At 53.3% G+C, this 19,901-nt stretch carries 24 protein-coding genes; 21 read left to right on the top strand and 3 right to left on the bottom strand.

Annotated features, from left to right (window positions below; genetic code table 11):
* Nucleotides 1-49: 49 nt before the first annotated feature.
* The 13 genes from rpsN to rimK all read left to right on the top strand — a co-directional run bounded on the left by rpsN (nucleotide 50) and on the right by rimK (nucleotide 9,100).
* Nucleotides 50-355, top strand: a complete 306-nt coding sequence (gene rpsN, locus ACO6S1_RS19515) for a 30S ribosomal protein S14 (protein WP_108810506.1) — start codon at nucleotides 50-52, stop codon at nucleotides 353-355.
* A gap of 12 nt (nucleotides 356-367) precedes the next feature.
* Complete coding sequence (rpsH, locus tag ACO6S1_RS19510; protein WP_335659283.1) at nucleotides 368-763, top strand: 30S ribosomal protein S8; 396 nt, start codon at nucleotides 368-370, stop codon at nucleotides 761-763.
* Nucleotides 763-1,296: a 50S ribosomal protein L6 gene (gene rplF, locus ACO6S1_RS19505; RefSeq protein ID WP_422344195.1), complete on the top strand. Its 534-nt coding sequence runs from the start codon at nucleotides 763-765 to the stop codon at nucleotides 1,294-1,296. The genes rpsH and rplF overlap by 1 nt, the downstream gene beginning before the upstream one ends.
* Nucleotides 1,297-1,299: 3 nt before the next feature.
* Nucleotides 1,300-1,653, top strand: a complete 354-nt coding sequence (rplR, locus tag ACO6S1_RS19500; RefSeq protein ID WP_422344194.1) for a 50S ribosomal protein L18 — start codon at nucleotides 1,300-1,302, stop codon at nucleotides 1,651-1,653.
* Between the two features lies 1 nt (nucleotide 1,654).
* Entirely contained in the window at nucleotides 1,655-2,416 is a 762-nt protein-coding gene (gene rpsE / locus ACO6S1_RS19495) for a 30S ribosomal protein S5 (protein WP_422344193.1), read from the top strand.
* A 6-nt stretch (nucleotides 2,417-2,422) separates the two neighbouring features.
* Nucleotides 2,423-2,602 carry a 50S ribosomal protein L30 gene (gene rpmD / locus ACO6S1_RS19490; RefSeq protein WP_422344192.1) on the top strand — a complete coding sequence of 60 codons (180 nt, stop codon included), beginning with the start codon at nucleotides 2,423-2,425 and terminating at the stop codon, nucleotides 2,600-2,602.
* A 46-nt stretch (nucleotides 2,603-2,648) separates the two neighbouring features.
* Nucleotides 2,649-3,203, top strand: a complete 555-nt coding sequence (gene rplO, locus ACO6S1_RS19485; RefSeq protein WP_422344191.1) for a 50S ribosomal protein L15 — start codon at nucleotides 2,649-2,651, stop codon at nucleotides 3,201-3,203.
* 179 nt (nucleotides 3,204-3,382) lie between these two features.
* Nucleotides 3,383-4,756, top strand: a complete 1,374-nt coding sequence (secY, locus tag ACO6S1_RS19480; protein ID WP_422344190.1) for a preprotein translocase subunit SecY — start codon at nucleotides 3,383-3,385, stop codon at nucleotides 4,754-4,756.
* A 43-nt stretch (nucleotides 4,757-4,799) separates the two neighbouring features.
* Nucleotides 4,800-5,450: an adenylate kinase gene (locus ACO6S1_RS19475; RefSeq protein ID WP_422344189.1), complete on the top strand. Its 651-nt coding sequence runs from the start codon at nucleotides 4,800-4,802 to the stop codon at nucleotides 5,448-5,450.
* Nucleotides 5,451-5,534: 84 nt separating this feature from the next.
* Nucleotides 5,535-6,134: a hypothetical protein gene (locus ACO6S1_RS19470; protein WP_422344188.1), complete on the top strand. Its 600-nt coding sequence runs from the start codon at nucleotides 5,535-5,537 to the stop codon at nucleotides 6,132-6,134.
* Between the two features lie 130 nt (nucleotides 6,135-6,264).
* Nucleotides 6,265-7,620 (top strand): NADP-specific glutamate dehydrogenase, encoded by a 1,356-nt coding sequence (gene gdhA / locus ACO6S1_RS19465; protein WP_422344187.1) that lies wholly within the window; start codon nucleotides 6,265-6,267, stop codon nucleotides 7,618-7,620.
* A gap of 123 nt (nucleotides 7,621-7,743) precedes the next feature.
* Nucleotides 7,744-8,184, top strand: coding sequence for an ATP-dependent zinc protease (locus ACO6S1_RS19460; protein WP_422344186.1), 441 nt, complete (start codon nucleotides 7,744-7,746; stop codon nucleotides 8,182-8,184).
* 10 nt (nucleotides 8,185-8,194) lie between these two features.
* On the top strand, nucleotides 8,195-9,100 hold the full coding sequence (gene rimK, locus ACO6S1_RS19455) for a 30S ribosomal protein S6--L-glutamate ligase (RefSeq protein WP_422344185.1): 906 nt from the start codon (nucleotides 8,195-8,197) through the stop codon (nucleotides 9,098-9,100).
* Between the two features lie 65 nt (nucleotides 9,101-9,165).
* Here the strand turns inward: rimK and ACO6S1_RS19450 are convergent, their stop codons facing one another.
* On the bottom strand, nucleotides 9,166-10,218 hold the full coding sequence (locus ACO6S1_RS19450) for a succinylglutamate desuccinylase/aspartoacylase family protein (protein WP_422344184.1): 1,053 nt from the start codon (nucleotides 10,216-10,218) through the stop codon (nucleotides 9,166-9,168).
* Nucleotides 10,219-10,489: 271 nt separating this feature from the next.
* Here ACO6S1_RS19450 and rpsM point away from each other — a divergent pair, with 271 nt between their 5' ends.
* The 5 genes from rpsM (at nucleotide 10,490) to ACO6S1_RS19425 (ending at nucleotide 15,262) form a co-directional block, all read left to right on the top strand.
* Nucleotides 10,490-10,858, top strand: coding sequence for a 30S ribosomal protein S13 (gene rpsM, locus ACO6S1_RS19445; protein WP_108810492.1), 369 nt, complete (start codon nucleotides 10,490-10,492; stop codon nucleotides 10,856-10,858).
* A 59-nt stretch (nucleotides 10,859-10,917) separates the two neighbouring features.
* Nucleotides 10,918-11,307 carry a 30S ribosomal protein S11 gene (rpsK, locus tag ACO6S1_RS19440; protein ID WP_067198370.1) on the top strand — a complete coding sequence of 130 codons (390 nt, stop codon included), beginning with the start codon at nucleotides 10,918-10,920 and terminating at the stop codon, nucleotides 11,305-11,307.
* 103 nt (nucleotides 11,308-11,410) lie between these two features.
* Nucleotides 11,411-12,469 carry a DNA-directed RNA polymerase subunit alpha gene (locus tag ACO6S1_RS19435; RefSeq protein ID WP_108810491.1) on the top strand — a complete coding sequence of 353 codons (1,059 nt, stop codon included), beginning with the start codon at nucleotides 11,411-11,413 and terminating at the stop codon, nucleotides 12,467-12,469.
* A gap of 114 nt (nucleotides 12,470-12,583) precedes the next feature.
* The gene (gene rplQ / locus ACO6S1_RS19430; RefSeq protein ID WP_422344183.1) at nucleotides 12,584-13,006 is read left to right on the top strand and encodes a 50S ribosomal protein L17; all 423 of its coding nucleotides are present in this window, start codon (nucleotides 12,584-12,586) and stop codon (nucleotides 13,004-13,006) included.
* 96 nt (nucleotides 13,007-13,102) lie between these two features.
* Nucleotides 13,103-15,262 carry a prolyl oligopeptidase family serine peptidase gene (locus ACO6S1_RS19425; RefSeq protein ID WP_422344182.1) on the top strand — a complete coding sequence of 720 codons (2,160 nt, stop codon included), beginning with the start codon at nucleotides 13,103-13,105 and terminating at the stop codon, nucleotides 15,260-15,262.
* A 105-nt stretch (nucleotides 15,263-15,367) separates the two neighbouring features.
* Here the strand turns inward: ACO6S1_RS19425 and gyrB are convergent, their stop codons facing one another.
* On the bottom strand, nucleotides 15,368-17,875 hold the full coding sequence (gene gyrB / locus ACO6S1_RS19420; protein WP_422344181.1) for a DNA topoisomerase (ATP-hydrolyzing) subunit B: 2,508 nt from the start codon (nucleotides 17,873-17,875) through the stop codon (nucleotides 15,368-15,370).
* A 148-nt stretch (nucleotides 17,876-18,023) separates the two neighbouring features.
* On the opposite strand from gyrB, the gene ACO6S1_RS19415 reads away from it, so the two are divergent.
* From ACO6S1_RS19415 to ACO6S1_RS19405, 3 genes are read left to right on the top strand one after another with little or no spacing between them, the layout of a single operon-like run.
* On the top strand, nucleotides 18,024-18,458 hold the full coding sequence (locus tag ACO6S1_RS19415) for a GxxExxY protein (protein ID WP_422344180.1): 435 nt from the start codon (nucleotides 18,024-18,026) through the stop codon (nucleotides 18,456-18,458).
* A 26-nt stretch (nucleotides 18,459-18,484) separates the two neighbouring features.
* On the top strand, nucleotides 18,485-18,886 hold the full coding sequence (locus ACO6S1_RS19410; RefSeq protein ID WP_422344179.1) for a PaaI family thioesterase: 402 nt from the start codon (nucleotides 18,485-18,487) through the stop codon (nucleotides 18,884-18,886).
* A 56-nt stretch (nucleotides 18,887-18,942) separates the two neighbouring features.
* Nucleotides 18,943-19,458: a hypothetical protein gene (locus tag ACO6S1_RS19405; protein WP_422344178.1), complete on the top strand. Its 516-nt coding sequence runs from the start codon at nucleotides 18,943-18,945 to the stop codon at nucleotides 19,456-19,458.
* Nucleotides 19,459-19,486: 28 nt separating this feature from the next.
* Here the strand turns inward: ACO6S1_RS19405 and ACO6S1_RS19400 are convergent, their stop codons facing one another.
* Nucleotides 19,487-19,894, bottom strand: a complete 408-nt coding sequence (locus ACO6S1_RS19400; protein WP_422344177.1) for a host attachment family protein — start codon at nucleotides 19,892-19,894, stop codon at nucleotides 19,487-19,489.
* Between the last annotated feature and the right edge of the window lie 7 nt (nucleotides 19,895-19,901).

Here is a 19,901-nt window from a genome sequence, read left to right as displayed (position 1 = left end):
TAAGTTTCCGGTTTTCGGAAACACGCAAGAAAGGAAGAGAACTTAAGTCATGGCGAAACTGAGTTCCATTAATAAAAACGAACGTCGCAAGAAGCTGGTGAAGAAATATGCCGGTCGTTATGCGAAGTTGAAGGCGATGGCCAACGATCAGTCTCTCGACGAGACCGAGCGTTTGATGGCGCGTCTGAAAATGGCGGAAATTCCGCGCAACGGCAATCCAACCCGTGTGCGTAACCGCTGCGAAACAACAGGGCGTCCACGCGGCTATTACCGCAAGTTTCGTCTCTGCCGCATCGAGCTGCGTGATATGGCCAATAAAGGCCTTATCCCCGGCGTAACGAAATCTAGCTGGTAAAGGGAAGATAATATGGCTTTTACCGATCCCTTGGGTGATATGCTCACCCGTATCCGTAACGGACAGCAAGCGCGCAAAGACAGCGTGGTTAGCCCCGCATCCAAATTGCGTGGTGCTGTTCTCGAAGTTCTGCAGCGCGAAGGTTATATTCGTGGCTACAGCGAAGAAGAGGTGAACAAGCACCCCGGTCTTCGTATTGAACTGAAATATTTTGAAGGCGAGCCGGCTATCCGCCACGTGGCCCGCGTTTCAAAGCCTGGTCGCCGTATCTACAGCGGTTCGCAAGAACTGCCGACGGTACGCAATGGCCTGGGCATCACAATCGTTTCGACGCCAAAAGGTGTTTTGTCTGACGCAGAAGCGCGCCAGCAAAATGTCGGCGGCGAAGTACTCGCAGAGGTGTTCTGATGTCTCGTATCGGCAAAAAAGCAGTAAGCATTCCTGATGGCGTAACTGCCACGATGGAAGACGGTCTGGTCAAGGTCAAAGGACCAAAGGGCGAGCTATCGACCCCGATGGTTGATGACCTGAGCTATGAACTGAGCGATGGCGGTTTGTTGGTAACCCCTGCAAACAAGACCACCCGCGCCCGTGCCTATTGGGGCATGCAGCGGACGCTGGTTCAGAACCTGATCGACGGTGTAACCGAAGGTTTTACCAAGGTTCTCGAAATTAACGGTGTTGGTTATCGTGCCGCAGTGAAGGGCAAGACCCTGAATTTGCAACTCGGTTTCAGCCATGACGTTGATTTCCCCATTCCTGAAGGGATCACCATCAAGACACCGGATCAGACGACTGTCGAGATTTCGGGCATTGATAAACAGCAGGTTGGTCAGGTTGCCGCAGAAATTCGGCGCTGGCGCAAACCGGAGCCTTATAAAGGCAAGGGCATTAAATATCGCGGTGAATATGTTTACCGCAAAGAAGGGAAGAAGAAATAAGCCATGGCTAATCTTTCTTTATTCAAACGGCGTCAGCAACGCGTTCGCACCAAATTGCGTAAGCGCGGGCTCACAAAGCCTCGTTTGTCTGTGCACCGCACAGGTCGTCATATCTATGCGCAGGTCATTGATGATGCAGAGGGCAAGACTGTTGCCGCTGCTTCGACAATCGACAAGGCGTCCAAGGTAAAAACCGGTGCGGACAGCGCAGCGGCAGCCGATGTTGGCAAGCGCGTTGCAGCAGCAGCGAAAAAAGCAGGCGTCAAGGAAGTAATTTTTGACCGCGGCGGTTTCCTTTATCACGGACGTGTGAAGGCTCTTGCTGACGCGGCCCGCGAAGGCGGATTGGAGTTTTAATATGGCTGATGAAAACACAACACCAGAAGGTGCAGCACAGCCCGGTACAACCGGCGAAGGCAACCAGCCTGAAGCCGCTGTAGCACCTGAGAACAAAACCGGCGGTAACGAACGTCAAGGTCGCGGTGGAAATCGCGGCGGTGGCCCTGGCGGTAATAATCGTGGCGGCGGACGTGGCGGTCGTGATGGCGGTCGTGGACGTGGCGGCCGCGGCAATAATGACGGCGGCGAAGAGCTGATCGAGAAACTGGTTCACATCAACCGTGTTTCCAAAACTGTTAAAGGCGGTAAGCGCTTTGGTTTTGCGGCATTGGTTGTTGTTGGCGACGGCAAAGGTCGTGCTGGATTCGGTAAGGGTAAAGCACGTGAAGTGCCTGAGGCCATTACCAAGGCAACGGCAGCGGCGAAAAAGAAAATGGTTCGTGTTCCATTGCGTGAAGGTCGTACCCTTCACCATGATGGCACTGGTCAATTCGGCGCAGGTAACGTGACATTGCGTTCGGCACCTCCAGGTACCGGTATTATTGCTGGTGGTCCTATGCGTGCGGTTTTCGAGAGCCTTGGTGTTGCCGACGTGGTGACCAAGTCTAACGGAACGTCCAATCCTTATAACATGATCCGGGCAACATTCGTGGCGCTTGGTGAGCAGACCAGCCCTAAGTCTGTGTCCCAGCGGCGCGGCAAGAAAATTGCTGACCTGCTTGGTCGCGGCGGCGCTTCTGAAGCACAGGCTGAGGCCGATGCTGCAGCAGTTACGGAGTAAGGCATAATGGCTAAAGTAAAAATCAAGCAGATTGGTTCGCCAATCCGTCGTCCGGAAGATCAGCGCAAAACGTTGATTGGACTGGGCCTTAACAAGATGCATCGTATCTCCGAATTGGAAGATACACCGGAAGTGCGTGGCATGATCCGTAAGGTGCATCATCTTGTAGAGGTTGTTGAAGGTTAATCCCAGAAAACAACCGTGCGAATAAAAGCGAAAGCGAGTACACGACATGAAATTAAACGAACTTAAAGATAATGATGGTGCGCGCAAACTGCGTACCCGCGTTGGCCGTGGTATCGGTTCCGGCAAAGGCAAAACTGCCGGACGTGGTCAAAAGGGCCAGAAGTCTCGTTCCGGTGTTTCCATCAATGGTTTTGAAGGCGGTCAGATGCCCCTTCACATGCGGATCCCGAAACGCGGTTTCAACAACCCGTTCGGTACAGATTATGCGGAAGTTAATCTGGGCATGATCCAGAAGTTCATCGACTCCAAAAAGCTGGCCAATAAGGGCACGCTGGATCAGGCGGCTTTGAATGCAGCTGGTTTGACGCGCGGCGGTAAAGACGGTGTTCGTCTGCTCGCCAAAGGTGAAATCAAGGCGAAAATTACAATCGCTGTTGCTGGTGCTTCCAAAGCGGCTATCGAAGCGGTTGAGAAAGCTGGCGGTAAGGTCGAAATTCTTGCCGGTGCAGCAGTGCATCGTCCAAAGAACGAGAAAAAAGCGGTTGCTTCGAAGCCCGCGAAAGAGAAAAAGGCCACCAACAGAGCCAAAAAGAAAGATTGATTTAGTCCAATCATGGCCCCGCTACGCTCTATTGCTTAGACGGGGCCTTTCTTTTTTACCCCTATTGGCTGTGCTAGATGCCCAAGAGCCTTGTTTTTCGGGCAGCAACATCCGATATGGGATCGATGCATTGATTTGAGGGCGAAACGCCTTCATGAACGGCGGGCAAGGAACTACTAATGGCATCAAAAGCCGATCAGGTCGCAGCAAATTTGAGCCTGGCAAAATTCGGAGAAGCAACCGAGCTTCGCAAACGTATCTGGTTCACTCTGGGCGCGTTGGTGGTTTTCCGCCTGCTCAGCTTCGTACCACTGCCTGGTGTCGATCCAGTCGTGCTAGCGGATCTATATGATCAGACCCGCGGTGGTGTTCTCGACATTTTCAACACATTTTCCGGCGGTTCGCTGGAGCGGATGAGCCTCATCGCATTGGGCGTCATGCCATATATTACGGCATCGATCGTCGTGCAGTTGGCAGCCGCTTTGTCGCCGACATTGGCCGCAATCAAGAAAGACGGTGAAGCCGGTCGCAAGAAACTCAACCAGTATACACGCTACGGAACGGTCGGTTTGACCGCCGTTCAGGGCTATTTCATCGCCGTTGGTCTGGAAAGCTTTGCCTCGCAATCCGGCCTTGCCGCTGTTGTCAATCCCGGCATGGGCTTCCGCATTGGTGCGGTTATCAGTCTTGTCGGCGGTACGTTGTTCCTGATGTGGCTGGGCGAGCAGATTACCAGCCGCGGTATCGGCAATGGTATCTCGCTGATCATCATGGCCGGTATTGTGGCGCAAATGCCCACTTTCGTCGGCAATCTGATGGAAGGCAGCCGCACCGGATCCATCGGCGCCCTGACCATCATCGGTCTGATCGCCATGGTTGTCGCCTTGGTTCTGTTCATCAGTTTCATGGAGCGAGCTCAAAGGCGCGTGCTCATCCAATATCCCAAGCGTGCTACGCAAAATGGCGTAATGCAGGCCGACCGTAGCCATCTTCCTCTGAAGGTAAATACGGCAGGCGTTATCCCGCCGATCTTTGCATCTTCGCTCCTGCTGATGCCGCTGACGGTTAGTCAATTTGCTGGCAATACAGCTGCGGGTGAAAGCGCTGGCGGTGATTTCATTATCGCTCTCAACCAATATCTATCGCATGGGCAGCCGCTCTATATGGCGCTCTATGCCGCCGGCATCATTTTCTTCTGTTTCTTTTACACAGCGGTTGTTTTCAACCCCGAAGAAACGGCTGAAAATTTAAAGAAAAACGGCGGTTTTGTGCCTGGCATCCGGCCCGGTAAAAATACCTCGGATTATTTGGATTATGTGCTGACACGCATCACCGTGGTTGGCGCTGCTTATCTGGCGCTGGTTTGTGTGCTGCCGGAATATGTCATGGCGCAGACCAATCTGCCGCTATTCTTCTTGGGCGGTACCAGTTTGTTGATCATCGTGAACGTGACCGTCGATACCGTCACCCAGATTCAAAGCCATTTGCTGGCTCTGCAATATGGGGATCTGCTGAAAAAAGCGAAACTCAAAGGCGGCCGCCGTAAACGCTAATTATTTCCTCCGGGATTGGTAAGGTTATAGGGGACAGTAACTTATGGACATCATCCTGTTGGGACCGCCGGGTGCGGGTAAAGGCACTCAGGCCGGACGTCTGGAAGACGAGCATGGCATGATCCAACTGTCCACTGGCGACATGCTGCGCGCTGCCGTCAAGGCTGGCACAGAGGTTGGGCTGAAAGCCAAAGCCTTGATGGATGCCGGCGAGCTGGTCCCTGATGAAGTTGTCTCGGGTATTATTGGTGACAGGCTGGACGAGCTGGGACCTGATCAAGGCGTTATTTTTGATGGCTATCCGCGTACCGAGGCGCAGGTCCATTCTCTTGACGAGATTTTGACGGCTCGCAATCGCAAGCTCGACCATGTCATTGAACTGGCCGTGGATGTTGAAGCACTGGTTGAACGGATCACGGGTCGCTTCACCTGCGGCAATTGCGGTGAAGGCTATCACGACACGTTCAAACAGCCCGCCAAGGAAGGCGTATGCGATGTTTGCGGGTCAACCGAATTCAAACGCCGTCCGGACGATAATGAAGAAACCGTCCGCACGCGCATGAACGAGTATCGTGCCAAGACACAGCCTATCCTGCCAATCTATGAGACGCGCGGTATTGTTACGAAAGTCGACGGCATGGGTAGCATGGATGCCGTGAGCAACGCTATTGAGGCAGCACTGGCGCTGGACTAATTCCGTGTATCAGCTTTGGCTGATAGATATTGCCAGTGATAGGAACGCCTACTAGTCTCTCCTACAACAAGGGGGAGACACAGATTGTTCCGATTCATATTACCATTGGTAGCTGCTCTCAGCGCCACCGTCGTGCAGGCAGAAGTTACCAACACGTCCGATAACGGCTTTACCGTAACGCATGCCGCCGCAGTGAACGCCGCTCCTGATGTCGTTTGGAAAACCATCATTGCGCCGGCCCGCTGGTGGAATGGCGAACATAGTTTTTCCGGCGACGCGGAAAATTTCTATCTGGTGCCGCAGGCAGGCGGCTGTTTTTGTGAACTGCTTCGCACGACGAGCGAAGAAAACATCAAATCGGCCGAAGGCAGCGTGCAGCACATGCGTGTGATTTTTGCACAAAATAACAAGGCTCTGCGGATGTCAGGCGCGCTTGGGCCGTTGCAAGGCGAGGCCGTGACCGGCACCCTGACCATCGGGCTGAGACCTGATGGCGAAAATACTGCGGTATCCTTTGTTTATAAAGTCGGCGGCTATATGGAATTCCCGGTCGATCAGATTGCGCCTGCCGTCGATGCTGTGATCGGCGAGCAGCTAACCCGGCTTGCCGCGCTTTATGCACCGGAAGAAGATGTGGAAGCGGAGCACGGGGAAGAACCGGAGGGCACGAAAGAAGCTGAATAATAAGGGCTGAATATCAAGGCTTTACCTATCGAACAAATTGCCGTTAATATGACGCCTACATCAAAAGCGATTCGAGGGCATCGCGGTTGATAACGGGCGCGCAGATAATCACCTAAGGGGGAGTAAGACGATGGCCGTTTCCGATCATGTAGATTTACCAACATTCATGGAAGGCGTGAAGAAGCGTAATCCCGGGCAACCTGAATTTGTACAGGCTGTACAGGAAGTAGCGCAGGATATTTACGGCTTCATCGAAGACAAAGAGGCCTATCACAGCGCCCAGATATTACGCCGGATCGCGGAACCGGATCGTGTCGTTTCCTTTCGCGTTTGTTGGGAAGATGATAATCACAATATTCGTGTGCAGCGCGGTTGGCGGGTTCAGAATAACAATGCCATTGGTCCCTATAAGGGCGGGATTCGGTTTCATCCGAGCGTGACCGAAAGCGTTCTTAAATTTCTCGCCTTTGAACAGACGTTCAAAAACTCGCTGACTGGTTTGCCCATGGGCGGCGGTAAGGGCGGCTCCAATTTCAACCCCAAGGGCAAGTCTGACGCTGAAGTCATGCGTTTTTGCCAGGCCTTCATGACAGAGCTATATCGTCATATTGGTCCTGATACTGACGTACCTGCCGGCGATATCGGCGTTGGTGGCCGCGAAATTGGCTATATGTTCGGCCAGTATAAACGCATCACCAATCGTTGGGAGGGTGTGCTGACGGGCAAGGGACTCGAATATGGTGGTTCGCAAATGCGGCCCGAAGCGACCGGCTATGGCGCCGTATATTTTCTTGAAAATATGCTCAAGCATAAAAAGGACAGCATCGAAGGCAAAAATGCCGTTATCTCGGGTTCCGGCAATGTGGCGACGCATGCGGCGGAACAGATAACCAAGCAGGGCGGCAAAGTCTTGACCCTGTCGGATAGCGGCGGGTTCATTCATGATCCCGACGGGATTGATCAGGAAAAGATCGACTGGATTAAAGACCTCAAGAACAACCGTCGCGGGCGCATCAGCGAATATGCGGATGAGTTCAAAGGCTCTTCCTATCATGGTGGCGAGCGGCCATGGAGCGTTGCTTGCGATGTTGCGCTACCTTGTGCGACCCAAAATGAGCTCAATCAGGATGAAGCAAAAACATTGGTCGACAATGGCGTGATGGCGGTATCGGAAGGCGCGAACATGCCGACCACATTGGAAGGTGTTCATGTCTTCCACGATGCGAAAATCATGTATGGCCCGGGCAAGGCTGCCAATGCTGGCGGTGTTGCGGTTTCCGGTCTGGAAATGAGCCAGAATGCAGAACGCATCGCCTGGGACAATGAACGCCTAGGCAATATGCTCACCGACCTGATGCGCGGCATTCACGAGAAATGCGTCGAATATGGCGATCAGGGCGATGGCTATGTCGACTATGTGAAGGGTGCGAATATCGCAGGCTTCAAGAAAGTTGCTGATGCGATGCTGGCTTACGGCGTCGTCTAAAACTGCGCTAGGCCAACAGTCACGGCTTGAGCCGAATATACTTGCCTATCATGATACCATCGACCACATATTCGGTCGATGGTATCAACAAAATCTGAGAAGCCTGCGAGGCTCCGCAAAAAATTGAAAGAGCCGTGCGAAATTGGCTGGTGCGAACTGATCAGCTTGCCGGATCTTGCGATAGCAAACATCCACGCGAAGATTGATAGCGGCGCGGCGACCTCGTCGCTTCATGCTGTTCGCATCCGGCCCTTTGAACGGGCTGGCGAACAATGGGTGCGCTTTACCGTACCGAAATCTCCCGAACATGCTGCACAAGACTGCGAAGCAAGGGTTTATGACCATCGCGCTATAAAAAGTTCCAATGGTAAAACCGAGCAAAGATATGTAATAGAGACATTAATCACGTTGGGGCCGCTAACATGGCTCGGTCATATCACCTTGGCAAACAGGCAATCCATGGCATTCCCCATGCTGGTGGGGCGTCGCGCACTCCGACGAGGGTTTCTGGTCAACAGTGCCAAGCGCTGGATGCTGGGACGACCCGAAGAACTCGAAATATGAAAGATACACTATGAAAATCGCTATGCTTGCACGGAATCCGAAGCTGTACTCACACAAGCGATTGGTTGAGGCGGCTGAGGAACGCGGGCATGAAATGCAGATTTTGAACACTTTGCGTTGCACTATGAACATCACCTCTCACCGGCCGTCTATCCTTTACAATGGCGAGACGCTGACTGGGTTTGATGCTGTTATTCCTCGCATTGGCGCGTCGATTACCCATTACGGGCTTGCTGTGCTGCGCCAGTTTGAGATGATGGGCGTCTGGCCCCTGAACGAAAGCGTTGCAGTTGGTCGATCGCGTGACAAGCTGCGCTCGATGCAGATATTTGCCAAACATGGCCTGGGTTTGCCGGTTACGGCTTTTGCCCATGATCCCAAGCAAACCGATGAAGTTCTGAAGATTGTCGGCGGCGCGCCAGCGGTCATCAAGCTGTTGGAAGGAACACAGGGCATCGGTGTGGTCTTGGGTGAAACTGCCAATTCGGCAAAGTCCGTGGTTGAGGCATTTCGCGGGCTCAACGTGAACATTCTTGTGCAGGAGTTTATCAAGGAGGCTGGCTCCAGTGATATCCGCATTTTCGTGGTCGGCGGCAAGGTGGTAGCGGCAATGAAGCGCACAGGTGCAGAAGGCGATTTCCGGTCCAACCTCCATCGTGGCGGGTCGGCTAAAATGGTCAAGATTACACCGGAGGAACGGTCAACCGCGATCCGCGCGGCCAAGGTCATGGGCTTGAACGTCGCCGGCGTCGATATATTGCGCGCCAATCATGGTCCGGTGATTATGGAGGTGAACAGCTCACCCGGGCTGGAAGGCATTGAAAATGCCACGGGCAAGGATGTCGCCGGACAGATAATCGAGTTTATCGAGGCAAAGGCGAAGACCGGCAACACGAAAACCAAAGGTAAGGGGTAAGCCTGAAACCAGCCGGTCAAAAACCGTTGCGGATCACGGGACAAGGCGCGCCGCGCTCATCCTCGCTAGATAACCTCGTCTTCATCGAGCAACTGGTCGCTGTATAGAGCATCCTCGATTTTCTCGACGCGCTCACCCACGGTATCGAATACTCGAACCTGTGCAATGTGGAGCAGGGCATCGCCCTGATTGACCACCGGCAGGTTCGAATGGCCAATGACGATGCCGTCGTCGGGGGCGATAATGGCTTCTTCCCCTTCGCCAAATATGTCGCTGACGATGGCGACAACATCGCCTTTATGCACTTTGGTTCCTGATGGTGCCATTAGCCTGCAAATTCCGCCTTTGGTAGACCGGAGCCATGCGGTTTTCGTCGCCTGGGCAGGGGGCGCGCCGCGTTTGCCAAGACGCTTGGTTTGGATAATGTCCAGTTTGCGCAGAACGCGCAAGATACCGTTTACGCCTGTGAGCACCGAAAACTCGTCAAAACGCAAGGCTTCACCGGCTTCCATCAGCAGCATGTCAACTCCCGCTTCCCGTGCAAGTGCGCGCAAGGAACCCGGGCGCAATTCGGCTTCGATGACAACCGGCGCGCCAAATTCTATCGCGAAGTCCTTTAGTTCAGCATTGCCGGAAGCAATCCGGATTTGCGGCAGGTTATAGCGGTGCAGGGCGGCGCTGTGGATATCAATGCCCAGTGAGCAATGCCCGATAATCTCGGTCGAGAAGATGTGGGCCAGCTGAGAGGCAAGCGAGCCTTTTTCCGCCCCCGGAAAGGACCGGTTCAGATCGCGGCGATCGGGCAGGTAGCGGCTATGGGTGATAAATCCGAACATGTTGACGACCGGTACAAAGATGACCGTGCCCGCCATTCGTGAGGCATTGAGCTTTTTCATGACCCGGCGAATAATCTCGGTTCCGATGATTTCGTCGCCATGAATGGCGGCGCTGACAAAAATCGTCGGGCCAGTTCGCTTGCCGTGGAAAACCCGGACTTCGAGATTGGCTTGCATACCGGCAGATAGGTCGCTGACCGGAATGGCTATGTCTGCTGCTTTGCCGGGGGGGACAGTCGTTCCGGCAATTTCGAACAGATCATGCTTATTTCTGATGGTCACGCATTTTCCTTATACAAACGACAGGGTTGAAAACCCTTATGAGGACGGATATTGTCCAGGAGCAAGATAAAAACCATCTTGTCGAAAATGGCAGAGTTACGATGCTTGACAGCGCGTGCGACTCTCCCTATCTGAACGTTATTCGAAATCCCATACAACCGGCAACGCTTTCGTGGCGTCCGCTGGTTTTGTGCGTTTTGGATGTAATTTTAACAGCTTAGCTATGAGATAGGGGCCGGCGAATCGGTCTCTGTGGAGCAGGAGAAAAATATTGGCACGTATTGCCGGGGTAAATATCCCAACAAACAAGCGCGTAATTATCTCGCTTACCTATATTCACGGTATCGGACGCACAAAAGCGGCTGAAATTGTCGAAAAATTGAAAATCGATCCAGCCCGCCGGGTTCAGGACCTTACCGATCAGGAAGTTTTGCAAATTCGTGAAACCATTGATGCGGATCTGACTGTTGAAGGTGACTTGCGTCGCGAGACCGCAATGAACATCAAGCGTCTGATGGATCTGGCCTGCTATCGCGGTCTTCGTCATCGTAAAGGACTTCCTGTTCGCGGACAGCGTACGCACACCAATGCGCGCACCCGTAAAGGCAAGCCAAAAGCGATTGCTGGTAAGAAAAAATAAGACAGTGATCCCAGTTTTTGGGAACTGTCTCTTCTGGATATTAGGTAGGAATTGATCACATGGCACGCGAACCGCAGCGCATTAAGAAAAGCGCGCGCAAAAATATTTCGGCAGGCGTAGCGCACGTCAACGCCACATTTAACAACACGATGGTCACCATCACCGATGCACAGGGCAATGCGATAAGCTGGTCTTCTGCTGGTATGATGGGTTTTAAAGGCTCTCGTAAATCTACGCCTTACGCGGCGCAGGTTGCAGCAGAAGACGCTGGCAAGAAAGCAGCAGACCACGGTGTTCGCACCCTGGAAGTGGAAGTGAAAGGACCTGGCTCTGGCCGTGAATCCGCACTTCGCGCGCTGCAGGCCGTCGGTTTCACCATTACCTCGATCCGCGATGTTACGCCGATCCCGCATAATGGTGTCCGTCCGTCCAAACGTCGCCGCGTCTAAGCCGCTCAAGTTTACGGGAACTATCCGGCCGGTAGTTTCCAATTTTTGGTAATTCAGAGTGGTAACGGTCCAACCCACTCTTTGAACTCACTAGGGGAAGTCCATGACTGTCAATATGAAGAACTGGCAAGAACTGAAGAAGCCCAATGTTCTCGATATAAAATCCGGTGGTGATCCCAAGCGCAAAGCTACTTTTGTAGCGGAACCTCTTGAGCGCGGCTTTGGTTTGACCATTGGTAACGCACTACGTCGCGTTTTGCTGTCATCGCTGCAAGGCGCTGCGGTTACCTCGATCAAGATCGAAAATGCTCTGCATGAATTCTCGTCGCTTCCGGGCGTACGTGAAGACGTCACCGACATTGTTTTGAACGTCAAACAGATTGCTCTCAAGATGGAAGGCGAAGACGCCAAGCGTCTGCAACTTTCTGCAACCGGTCCTGCTGAAGTGACTGCAGGCGACATCGCTGTTTCCGGCGACATTGAAGTGATGAATCCGGATCTCGTTATTTGTCACCTTGATGAAGGCGCGTCATTCAACATGGAGCTGACCGTTAATGTTGGCAAAGGCTATGTTCCGGCGGTTGCTAACCGTCCGGCAGACGCCCCAATCGGCTTGATCCCGGTAGACTCGCTCTATTCGCCCATCCGTCAGGTTTCCTACAAAGTCGACAATGCCCGTGTTGGTCAGGAGCTCGACTTTGACAAGCTGAACCTCACCATCGACACCGACGGCACCGTGACCCCGGAAGATGCGATTGCCTACGCAGCCCGCATTCTTCAGGACCAGTTGCAGCTGTTCGTGCATTTCGAAGAAGCTTTGGAAAGCGTATCATCGCCCATCGGCATGGCCGCAGCCCAGAGCCAGCAGGAAAGCGATGCGAACCAGCTCAACCGCTACCTTCTCAAGAAGGTCGACGAGCTCGAACTTTCGGTGCGTTCGGCAAACTGCCTCAAGAACGACAATATTATCTATATTGGCGATCTCGTGCAGAAGACCGAAGCCGAAATGCTGCGTACGCCCAACTTTGGCCGCAAGTCCTTGAACGAAATCAAGGAAGTATTGTCCAGCATGGGGCTGCGTCTGGGAATGGACATTCCTGGCTGGCCGCCTGAAAATATCGAAGAAATGGCCAAGAAGCTTGAGCAAGAGCTTCTGGGTTAACTGATTATCCCTCTCCCCTTGAGGGAGAGGGTAAATAGGGAAAACTGGCCGACCCTTTGAACCGGCCTGCATCGGGGTACCTCATACGGCCCCAATACGAACGGAGTATAGAATATGCGTCATAGAATGAAGGGCCGCCGTATGCAGCGGACCGGTGCTCACCGTCAGGCTTTGCTGAAAAACCTGTCTGCGGCACTGATCAAGCATGAGCAGATCATGACAACCCTGCCCAAAGCCAAAGAGATGCGGCCTTATGTAGAGAAATTGATCACGCTCGCAAAAAAAGGTGGCCTGTCCAACCGTCGTCTTGCACATTCGCGCTTGATGGACGAAGTGCAGGAAAAGAAGCTTTTTGAAGTTTTGGCTGAACGTTATGCTGATCGCGATGGCGGTTACACGCGGGTTATCCGCGCAGGTTTCCGTGCTTCCGACGCTGCTGCTATGGCGGTCATCGAACTGGTCGACCGCGACCCAGAAGCAAAGGGTCAGGACAGCGGTCCGGATCAGAATGCTGAGGAAGATTTTGAAGAGGCATAGTCCTTCACTATAGATACAGTTTCAATTGATAATAGAGGCTGCGAGCGATAAGCTTGCGGCCTCTTTTGATTTGTTTCCATTGCTCGGGGAATTTTCATGCGTATCACCAGCCTTCTTGCCGTCGCACTGGCCACCAGTGCAGCCGTTGCTGTTAATCCGGCTCTTGCTCAAACTGAAGAAAAGACAAAGGATGCTGCGGCTTTGACCTATCCCCAAACCAAGACTGTCGATGTGGTGGACGAGCAATTTGGCGAGATGATCGCCGATCCCTATCGCTGGCTGGAAAATGATGTGCGCGAAGATGCAGAGGTCGCGGCATGGGTTGAGGCCCAAAATGCGGTGACCGATGCTTATCTTGAGACGCTGCCTGGCCGTGAAGCGTTGGCCGCATCGATGACAGCGCTTTTTGACTATGACGAGATTGATCCCCCGGTCGAGGCTGGTGGCAAATATTTCTACGAACGCAAGAGCGGCGGCCAGAATCAAGCGATACTCTACGTCCGGGATGGCAAAGACGGCGAAGAGCGGGTGCTGATCGACCCGGCCGGTTGGTCGGAAGATGGTGCTACGGCGCTGGCCGAATGGAAGCCTTCGGAAGACGGCAGTTTGCTGGTTTATGCGGTTCAGGACGGCGGCTCCGACTGGCGCACGTTGAAAGTCATCAACGTTGCAACCGGCGAGATTATGAAAGACACGGTTGAATGGGTGAAGTTTAGCAACCTTGCCTGGATGCCCGGCAATAGCGGATTTCTCTATTCCCGCTTTCCGGAGCCGGAAGAGGGCGAAGCCTTTCAGTCGCTGAACAAAAACCGAACCATCTACATGCACATGCTTGGTAAAGATCAGGGCCAGGATATCAAGGTCTATGCGACCCCCGACCAGCCGGAGTTAAGCCATTCGGCGACTGTAACCTCGGACAAGGCATGGGTGGTCATCACATCCTCGTCGGGGACAGATGATCGTTATGAAATCACCTTGGTCAAGGTCGATGCGAACGAGATCGAGCCGCGCAAGCTGATCACCGGCTTTGATCATAACTGGTCGCTGATCGATGGCGTAGGCGACACGTTATATTTTGTTACCAACATGGACGCGCCGCGCCTGCGGGTGATGAAAACGGATGTCAGTGCCGAGACCCCTGAATGGGTGGAGATTGTGCCGGAGCATATGGCGACGATTGATGATGCCATCCTGGTCGGCGAAACGCTGGCCGTGGACTATATTGACGACGCCAAGAGCCGTTTGGAGCTATTTGCGCTGGACGGCAGTCCGAAAGGCGTTGTCGATTTGCCGGGGCTGGGACAGGTGAAGGGGCTAGATGGTTCGGCCAAAGCGTCGGCTGGCTATTTCGCTTTCGAAAGCTTCAATAGACCTGCGACAATCTATAGCTTTAATCAGGCGGGTACGCCGACTGTCTGGGCAAAACCGGATATTCCTTTTGACCCTGATTCCATCGCCGTCACACAGCGCTTTTACGAGAGCAAAGATGGCACAAAAATCCCGCTATTTCTGGTGCACAAGAAGGATCTCGATCTGAGCGAGGGCGCGCCGACATTGCTCTATGGTTATGGCGGTTTCAATATCTCGGTTCTACCCGGTTATAGCGCCCCTAAAATGGCCTGGATCGAGGCAGGCGGCGTCTATGCTTCTGCCAATCTGCGCGGTGGCGGGGAATATGGCAAGGAATGGCATGATGGCGGCCGCTTGCAGAACAAGCAGAATGTGTTCGATGATTTTATCGCTGCCGGTGAATATTTGATCGCCGAGGGCATTACCCCGAAAGATGGTCTGGCGATTGAAGGGCGTTCCAATGGCGGCCTGCTCGTCGGTGCGGTGATGAACCAGCGGCCAGACCTGTTCACGGCCGGTCACGCCGCTGTGGGCGTGATGGACATGCTGCGCTTCGACCGGTTCACTGCCGGACGCTATTGGGTCGACGATTATGGCTATCCGAACAAGGAAGCGGATTTCCGGAAACTTCTGACCTATTCGCCTTATCACAATATTCAGGATGGCACGGACTATCCGGCCCTGATCGTATCCACGGCCGATACCGACGACCGCGTGGTGCCGGGCCATAGCTTTAAATATACCGCGCGCTTGCAAGCACTGGATACTGGCGAAAAACCGCACCTGATCCGCATTGAAACGCGGGCCGGACATGGCAGCGGGAAACCGACCGATAAAATCATAGAAGAATATTCTGATATTTACGGGTTTATGGCGGACGCCATCGGGTTGGAGATTGCCGACTAGTTTTACCTAGGATGTGGTGGCTTCAAAATCCGTTCGTCCTTCGACAAGCTCAGGACGAACGGGTGGAGCGGATTAAGCCAGGATAATCGCTCCAGATAGCCGCTCTTAAACGTCGAGGTTGGCGACATTCAGCGCGTTATCGACAATAAATTCCCGCCGTGGTTCGACGACGTCACCCATCAGCTTGGTGAATATCTCGTCGGTGAGATCGGCTTGTTCGACCGTTACTCGCAGCAACGAGCGGACTTCCGGATCCAGCGTGGTTTCCCAAAGCTGTTCGGCATTCATCTCGCCCAGGCCCTTATAACGCTGGAAGGACAGGCCTTTGCGGCCCGCGGCTAATACCGAATCCAGCAACTCGGATGGTCGCGTTATCAGCGTGCCCTCTGACCCGACCGTTGTATCCTCTTCTTTTTCATCGCCATAACCCGCGGCGCTTTTGATCAGACGGCTACCGGCCGCATAAGTGGCGCTCTGTTCAGAGGCAAGACGGTGCAATTTGCGTGCTTCGGCGGATTCCAGGAACTTCGCTTCGATAATATGGTGATCGGTGACCCCGCGCCACAGACGCTCAAACAAATAGCCACCTTCTTCGGACACACTGCCCGACCAGCGGCCTTCTTCGTCCACAGCGTCCATCCATTTAGCCGTAGCGTCCACCGCAGCCTGTCGTTCAGGGCGGCCATGATCAGGGTTTAGAGCGCCGGTGAGCGCCATGCCCTCGACAATGGTGCTGTCATAACGGCGCGGCACATAGGTCATTAGTGACCGCATGCGGCGACCATGTTCGACCAGGCTGCGCAGATCCTCTCCAGAACGTGCGCCTTCATTGGTCTGCAAAATCATGTTCTGCAATCCGGCATCGACCAGATAATTGTCGAGCGCATTATCGTCTTTCAGATAGACCTCGCTCTTGCCTTTGCCCACTTTGTAAAGCGGCGGTTGTGCAATGTAGAGATGCCCGTTTTCAACGATTTCCGGCATTTGCCGATAGAAGAAGGTCAGCAGCAAGGTGCGGATATGCGCGCCGTCGACATCAGCATCGGTCATAATGACAATCTTGTGATAGCGCAGCTTTTCGAGGTTGAAATCTTCGCGGCCAATACCTGTGCCCATCGCCTGAATCAGCGTGCCGACCTCTTTCGACGAGAGCATGCGATCAAAGCGCGCACGCTCGACATTCAAAATCTTACCCTTAAGCGGCAGGATCGCCTGATAATGCCGGTCGCGGCCCTGCTTGGCGGAACCACCAGCGGAATCACCCTCCACCAGGAAAAGTTCGGATTTCGCCGGATCGCGTTCCTGACAATCGGCAAGCTTGCCGGGCAGGGAGGCAATATCCATCGCGCCCTTGCGCCGTGTCAGTTCACGCGCCTTCTTGGCAGCCTCGCGGGCCGCAGCAGCGTCGATAACCTTCTGGACAACCATGGACGCATTTTGCGGATTTTCTTCGAGCCATTCGGCCAACTTGTCCGCCATCAGGCTTTCCAGCGGTTGACGTACTTCGGAGGATACCAGCTTGTCCTTGGTTTGTGAGCTGAATTTCGGATCCGGCAGTTTGACAGACACGATGGCGGTCAAACCTTCGCGCATGTCATCGCCAGTCAGTTTGACTTTCTCTTTCTTGAGCGCGCCAGAGCTTTCGGCATAGTTATTCAGCGTCCGGGTTAGCGCCGAGCGGAAAGCCGCCAAATGGGTGCCGCCATCGCGCTGCGGGATATTGTTCGTGAAACACAGCACATTTTCATAATAGCTGTCATTCCACTCCAGCGCGACGTCGATGGTGACATCATCACGGTCGCCATGAATGGCAATCGGTTCGGGAACCAGCGGGGTTTTGTTGCGATCAAGATATTGCACAAAAGCCGCAATGCCGCCTTCGTAGAATAGGTCGATTTCCTTGGTCTCTTCATGGCGTTCGTCACGCAGCAGGATGTGGACGCCGCTGTTGAGGAACGCGAGCTCGCGATAGCGATGCTCCAGTTTCTCAAAATCAAAATCGGTAATCTTGAAGGTCGCAGGGGAGGGGAAGAAAGTGACTCGCGTTCCCTTTTTACCGTTTGCATCGCCAATAATTTCCAGCGGGCGAACAGCGTCGCCAAATTCAAAGCGCATATTATGCTCTTTGCCATCCCGCCAGATATTGAGTTCCAGCCATTCGGACAGCGCATTCACAACCGATACACCAACACCGTGGAGACCGCCGGAAACCTTGTAGGCATTGTCGTCGGATGTGTTTTCAAACTTGCCGCCTGCATGGAGCTGCGTCATAATAACTTCTGCGGCGGATACGCCCTCTCCGGCGTGCATGCCGGTCGGGATGCCGCGGCCATTATCTTCCACAGAAACACTGCCATCTGCGTTCAGGGTGATCAGAATCAGGTCGCAATGGCCGGCCAGGGCTTCGTCAATCGCGTTGTCTGACACCTCGAAAACCATGTGATGCAGACCCGAGCCGTCATCGGTATCACCGATATACATTCCGGGCCGTTTACGCACAGCATCAAGGCCTTTCAGGACCTTGATCGAATCCGCGCCATATTCGTTTTTGTTTGAAGTATCGGAAGCGTTTTCAGCGCCTTCCGGGGTGTCGTTTTCTGTGTTTTCACTCATAGCTGTAAGATAGCGGTTAGGCACTCTAAACCCAAGCGAATTATTGGATTTTGGCATATTATTATATTTGTTTTTCAGATGCTTAACATATCCGGACAATCGCCAGTTTTTTCTCGCGCGAAGGCGCGAAGAATGCGAAGAAATTCTGGTGAAATATTCGGTGGACGAGCTGTCAGCCATTGCCGTGGATTGTGGCTACAAATTGCATGTCAATTTGGGTCCCGGGCTGCTGGAAAGTGTTTATGAAGCACTGTTGGCCAACGCGCTTGAACGCTGTGGGTTGAGAGTCGATCGGCAAAAGCCGATCAGAATAAAATATAAAGATGTCGTGCTGCAGGAAGGTTTCCGTGCAGACCTGATCGTTGAAGATAGATTGCTGATCGAGTTAAAATCCACCGAACGCCATTTGCCGGTTCACGCCAAGCAGGTGTTGACGTACTTGCGTTTGATGGACCTGCCGCTTGGTCTATTAATGAACTTCGGTTCTCCCACCTTTAAAGAGGGTTGCAAGCGTATCGTGAACAACCATAAGGACTTAGCGTCTTCGCGCGTTGACCTTGCGGTCGGCCTCCGGCTCGCGTGAACCAATCAGACAAAGAGCCATAGAATATGAATAACCCCGCCGATATCGTGCCCTTTGCAAAGACAATGGGTATCAAAATCACCGAAATGACGAAGGAAAAAATCCGCGGCGAGATGCTGGTGCGGCCTGAAATCTGTACCGCTGGAAACGGACGCGGCGCACCGTCTATTCATGGCGGCGCAGTGATGACATTTGCCGATGTTCTGGGCGCTTTTGGTGGTTTTGCTAACCTGCCTGAAGGATCGAGCGGCACCACTACCTCGGAAAGCAAGACCAATTTCCTCAACGCTGCGCCAGAGGGACAGATGGTTTATGGAGAATCCGTCCCTCTGAAAGTTGGCAGACGGCAATCTGTCTGGCAAACTCGTATATCGCTGGAAGATGAGACGTTGGTGGCGGTTGTTACGCAGACCCAAATTGTGCTGTAAAACACTTGATCATTCGAATCTTTCCAAAAGCCTGCATTTTCGTCTAGACCATAGATATGATGAGAAGCTTGATCCCCGCTGTGCTGATTTGTTTTGCCGCCAGCGCCTGTTCTGAAACCACGCAAGTCAGTGATGATTTGCAGGAAAGTCAGACCGATACTGCCAATCCTACTGGCCGGACGGAGCGAATTGGCGCCAATCCCGGTGAACGTCCCGTGCGTATCGGTGAAGGCGGACCCCGCTTTGATGCTTGTCAGGCAATGGGCCGCATAACCGGTTTGCGCGAAACCGAGCTTGATGTCCTGATCGCACCTTTTGATACTGCAAAGCGCAAGGATGGCGTGTTGGCAGGCCAGCTGGTCCATATCTGCACCCGCAGCCATGACCAGCAGTGGCTGGGCATTGTATATGATGACACAGCTGCAGCCGCAGAACCGGGCGCTGAAGGATCCGCAACCGTCGGATCAAAGGATTGCGGTGTGTCTTCGCCAGTGCGATCAAAACGCAACTATGACGGCCCATGCAAAAGCGGCTGGGTCGAAAGCACTTTTGTGAAGTTGGTTGCCGGTTAGTCGAACCTTGCTTGCCAGATAACAGAGCTTAATTATTCTGGATCGTTCGTTCGATATCCTTGATCGAGGAATTGGTTAGCGTCTTGCCCATTTCCAGAACGATTCTGTCGGTCACTTCCTTGTGCAGCAGCGGGCGCATTTCACCCAGACTATCCGGATCCGCGGTCAATACCAGACTGTCAAACTCGTCGTCGATCGCAAGCTTATAGAGATGATGGGCAAGCTGTTTGGAAAAGGTTGCTTCATCGGTTTCTCTGGCTGAGGAATCGGGCACATAGGAACCGGACGGACCCTCTGAACGAAGATTCTTGGGATTCAGAATGCTCTCTTCTCGCAGTCTGATACCATTGCTGTCACCAATGTTGCGATAGAGCTTGGCTTCGGCACCAGTTGCAACAACGACCAGGCAGTTGGTTGGGATGGAAGAGTTTGTCATTATATTT

The sequence above is a fragment of the Parasphingorhabdus sp. genome, from assembly GCF_965233695.1.
Taxonomy (GTDB): Bacteria; Pseudomonadota; Alphaproteobacteria; order Sphingomonadales; family Sphingomonadaceae; genus Parasphingorhabdus.
The sequence above is the reverse complement of the archived record's forward strand: the minus strand, read 5'-3'. Positions and strand labels throughout refer to the sequence as shown.

Excerpts from the sequence above, each read along its gene's own strand:
- rpsN (WP_108810506.1), top strand. The coding sequence starts at position 50 with ATGGCGAAACTGAGTTCCATTAATAAAAACGAACGTCGCAAGAAGCTG.
- rpsH (WP_335659283.1), top strand. The coding sequence starts at position 368 with ATGGCTTTTACCGATCCCTTGGGTGATATGCTCACCCGTATCCGTAAC.
- rplF (WP_422344195.1), top strand. The coding sequence starts at position 763 with ATGTCTCGTATCGGCAAAAAAGCAGTAAGCATTCCTGATGGCGTAACT.
- rplR (WP_422344194.1), top strand. The coding sequence starts at position 1,300 with ATGGCTAATCTTTCTTTATTCAAACGGCGTCAGCAACGCGTTCGCACC.
- rpsE (WP_422344193.1), top strand. The coding sequence starts at position 1,655 with ATGGCTGATGAAAACACAACACCAGAAGGTGCAGCACAGCCCGGTACA.
- rpmD (WP_422344192.1), top strand. The coding sequence starts at position 2,423 with ATGGCTAAAGTAAAAATCAAGCAGATTGGTTCGCCAATCCGTCGTCCG.
- rplO (WP_422344191.1), top strand. The coding sequence starts at position 2,649 with ATGAAATTAAACGAACTTAAAGATAATGATGGTGCGCGCAAACTGCGT.
- secY (WP_422344190.1), top strand. The coding sequence starts at position 3,383 with ATGGCATCAAAAGCCGATCAGGTCGCAGCAAATTTGAGCCTGGCAAAA.
- ACO6S1_RS19475 (WP_422344189.1), top strand. The coding sequence starts at position 4,800 with ATGGACATCATCCTGTTGGGACCGCCGGGTGCGGGTAAAGGCACTCAG.
- gdhA (WP_422344187.1), top strand. The coding sequence starts at position 6,265 with ATGGCCGTTTCCGATCATGTAGATTTACCAACATTCATGGAAGGCGTG.
- rimK (WP_422344185.1), top strand. The coding sequence starts at position 8,195 with ATGAAAATCGCTATGCTTGCACGGAATCCGAAGCTGTACTCACACAAG.
- rpsK (WP_067198370.1), top strand. The coding sequence starts at position 10,918 with ATGGCACGCGAACCGCAGCGCATTAAGAAAAGCGCGCGCAAAAATATT.
- ACO6S1_RS19435 (WP_108810491.1), top strand. The coding sequence starts at position 11,411 with ATGACTGTCAATATGAAGAACTGGCAAGAACTGAAGAAGCCCAATGTT.
- rplQ (WP_422344183.1), top strand. The coding sequence starts at position 12,584 with ATGCGTCATAGAATGAAGGGCCGCCGTATGCAGCGGACCGGTGCTCAC.
- ACO6S1_RS19425 (WP_422344182.1), top strand. The coding sequence starts at position 13,103 with ATGCGTATCACCAGCCTTCTTGCCGTCGCACTGGCCACCAGTGCAGCC.
- gyrB (WP_422344181.1), bottom strand. The coding sequence starts at position 17,875 with ATGAGTGAAAACACAGAAAACGACACCCCGGAAGGCGCTGAAAACGCT.
- ACO6S1_RS19410 (WP_422344179.1), top strand. The coding sequence starts at position 18,485 with ATGAATAACCCCGCCGATATCGTGCCCTTTGCAAAGACAATGGGTATC.
- ACO6S1_RS19405 (WP_422344178.1), top strand. The coding sequence starts at position 18,943 with ATGATGAGAAGCTTGATCCCCGCTGTGCTGATTTGTTTTGCCGCCAGC.
- ACO6S1_RS19400 (WP_422344177.1), bottom strand. The coding sequence starts at position 19,894 with ATGACAAACTCTTCCATCCCAACCAACTGCCTGGTCGTTGTTGCAACT.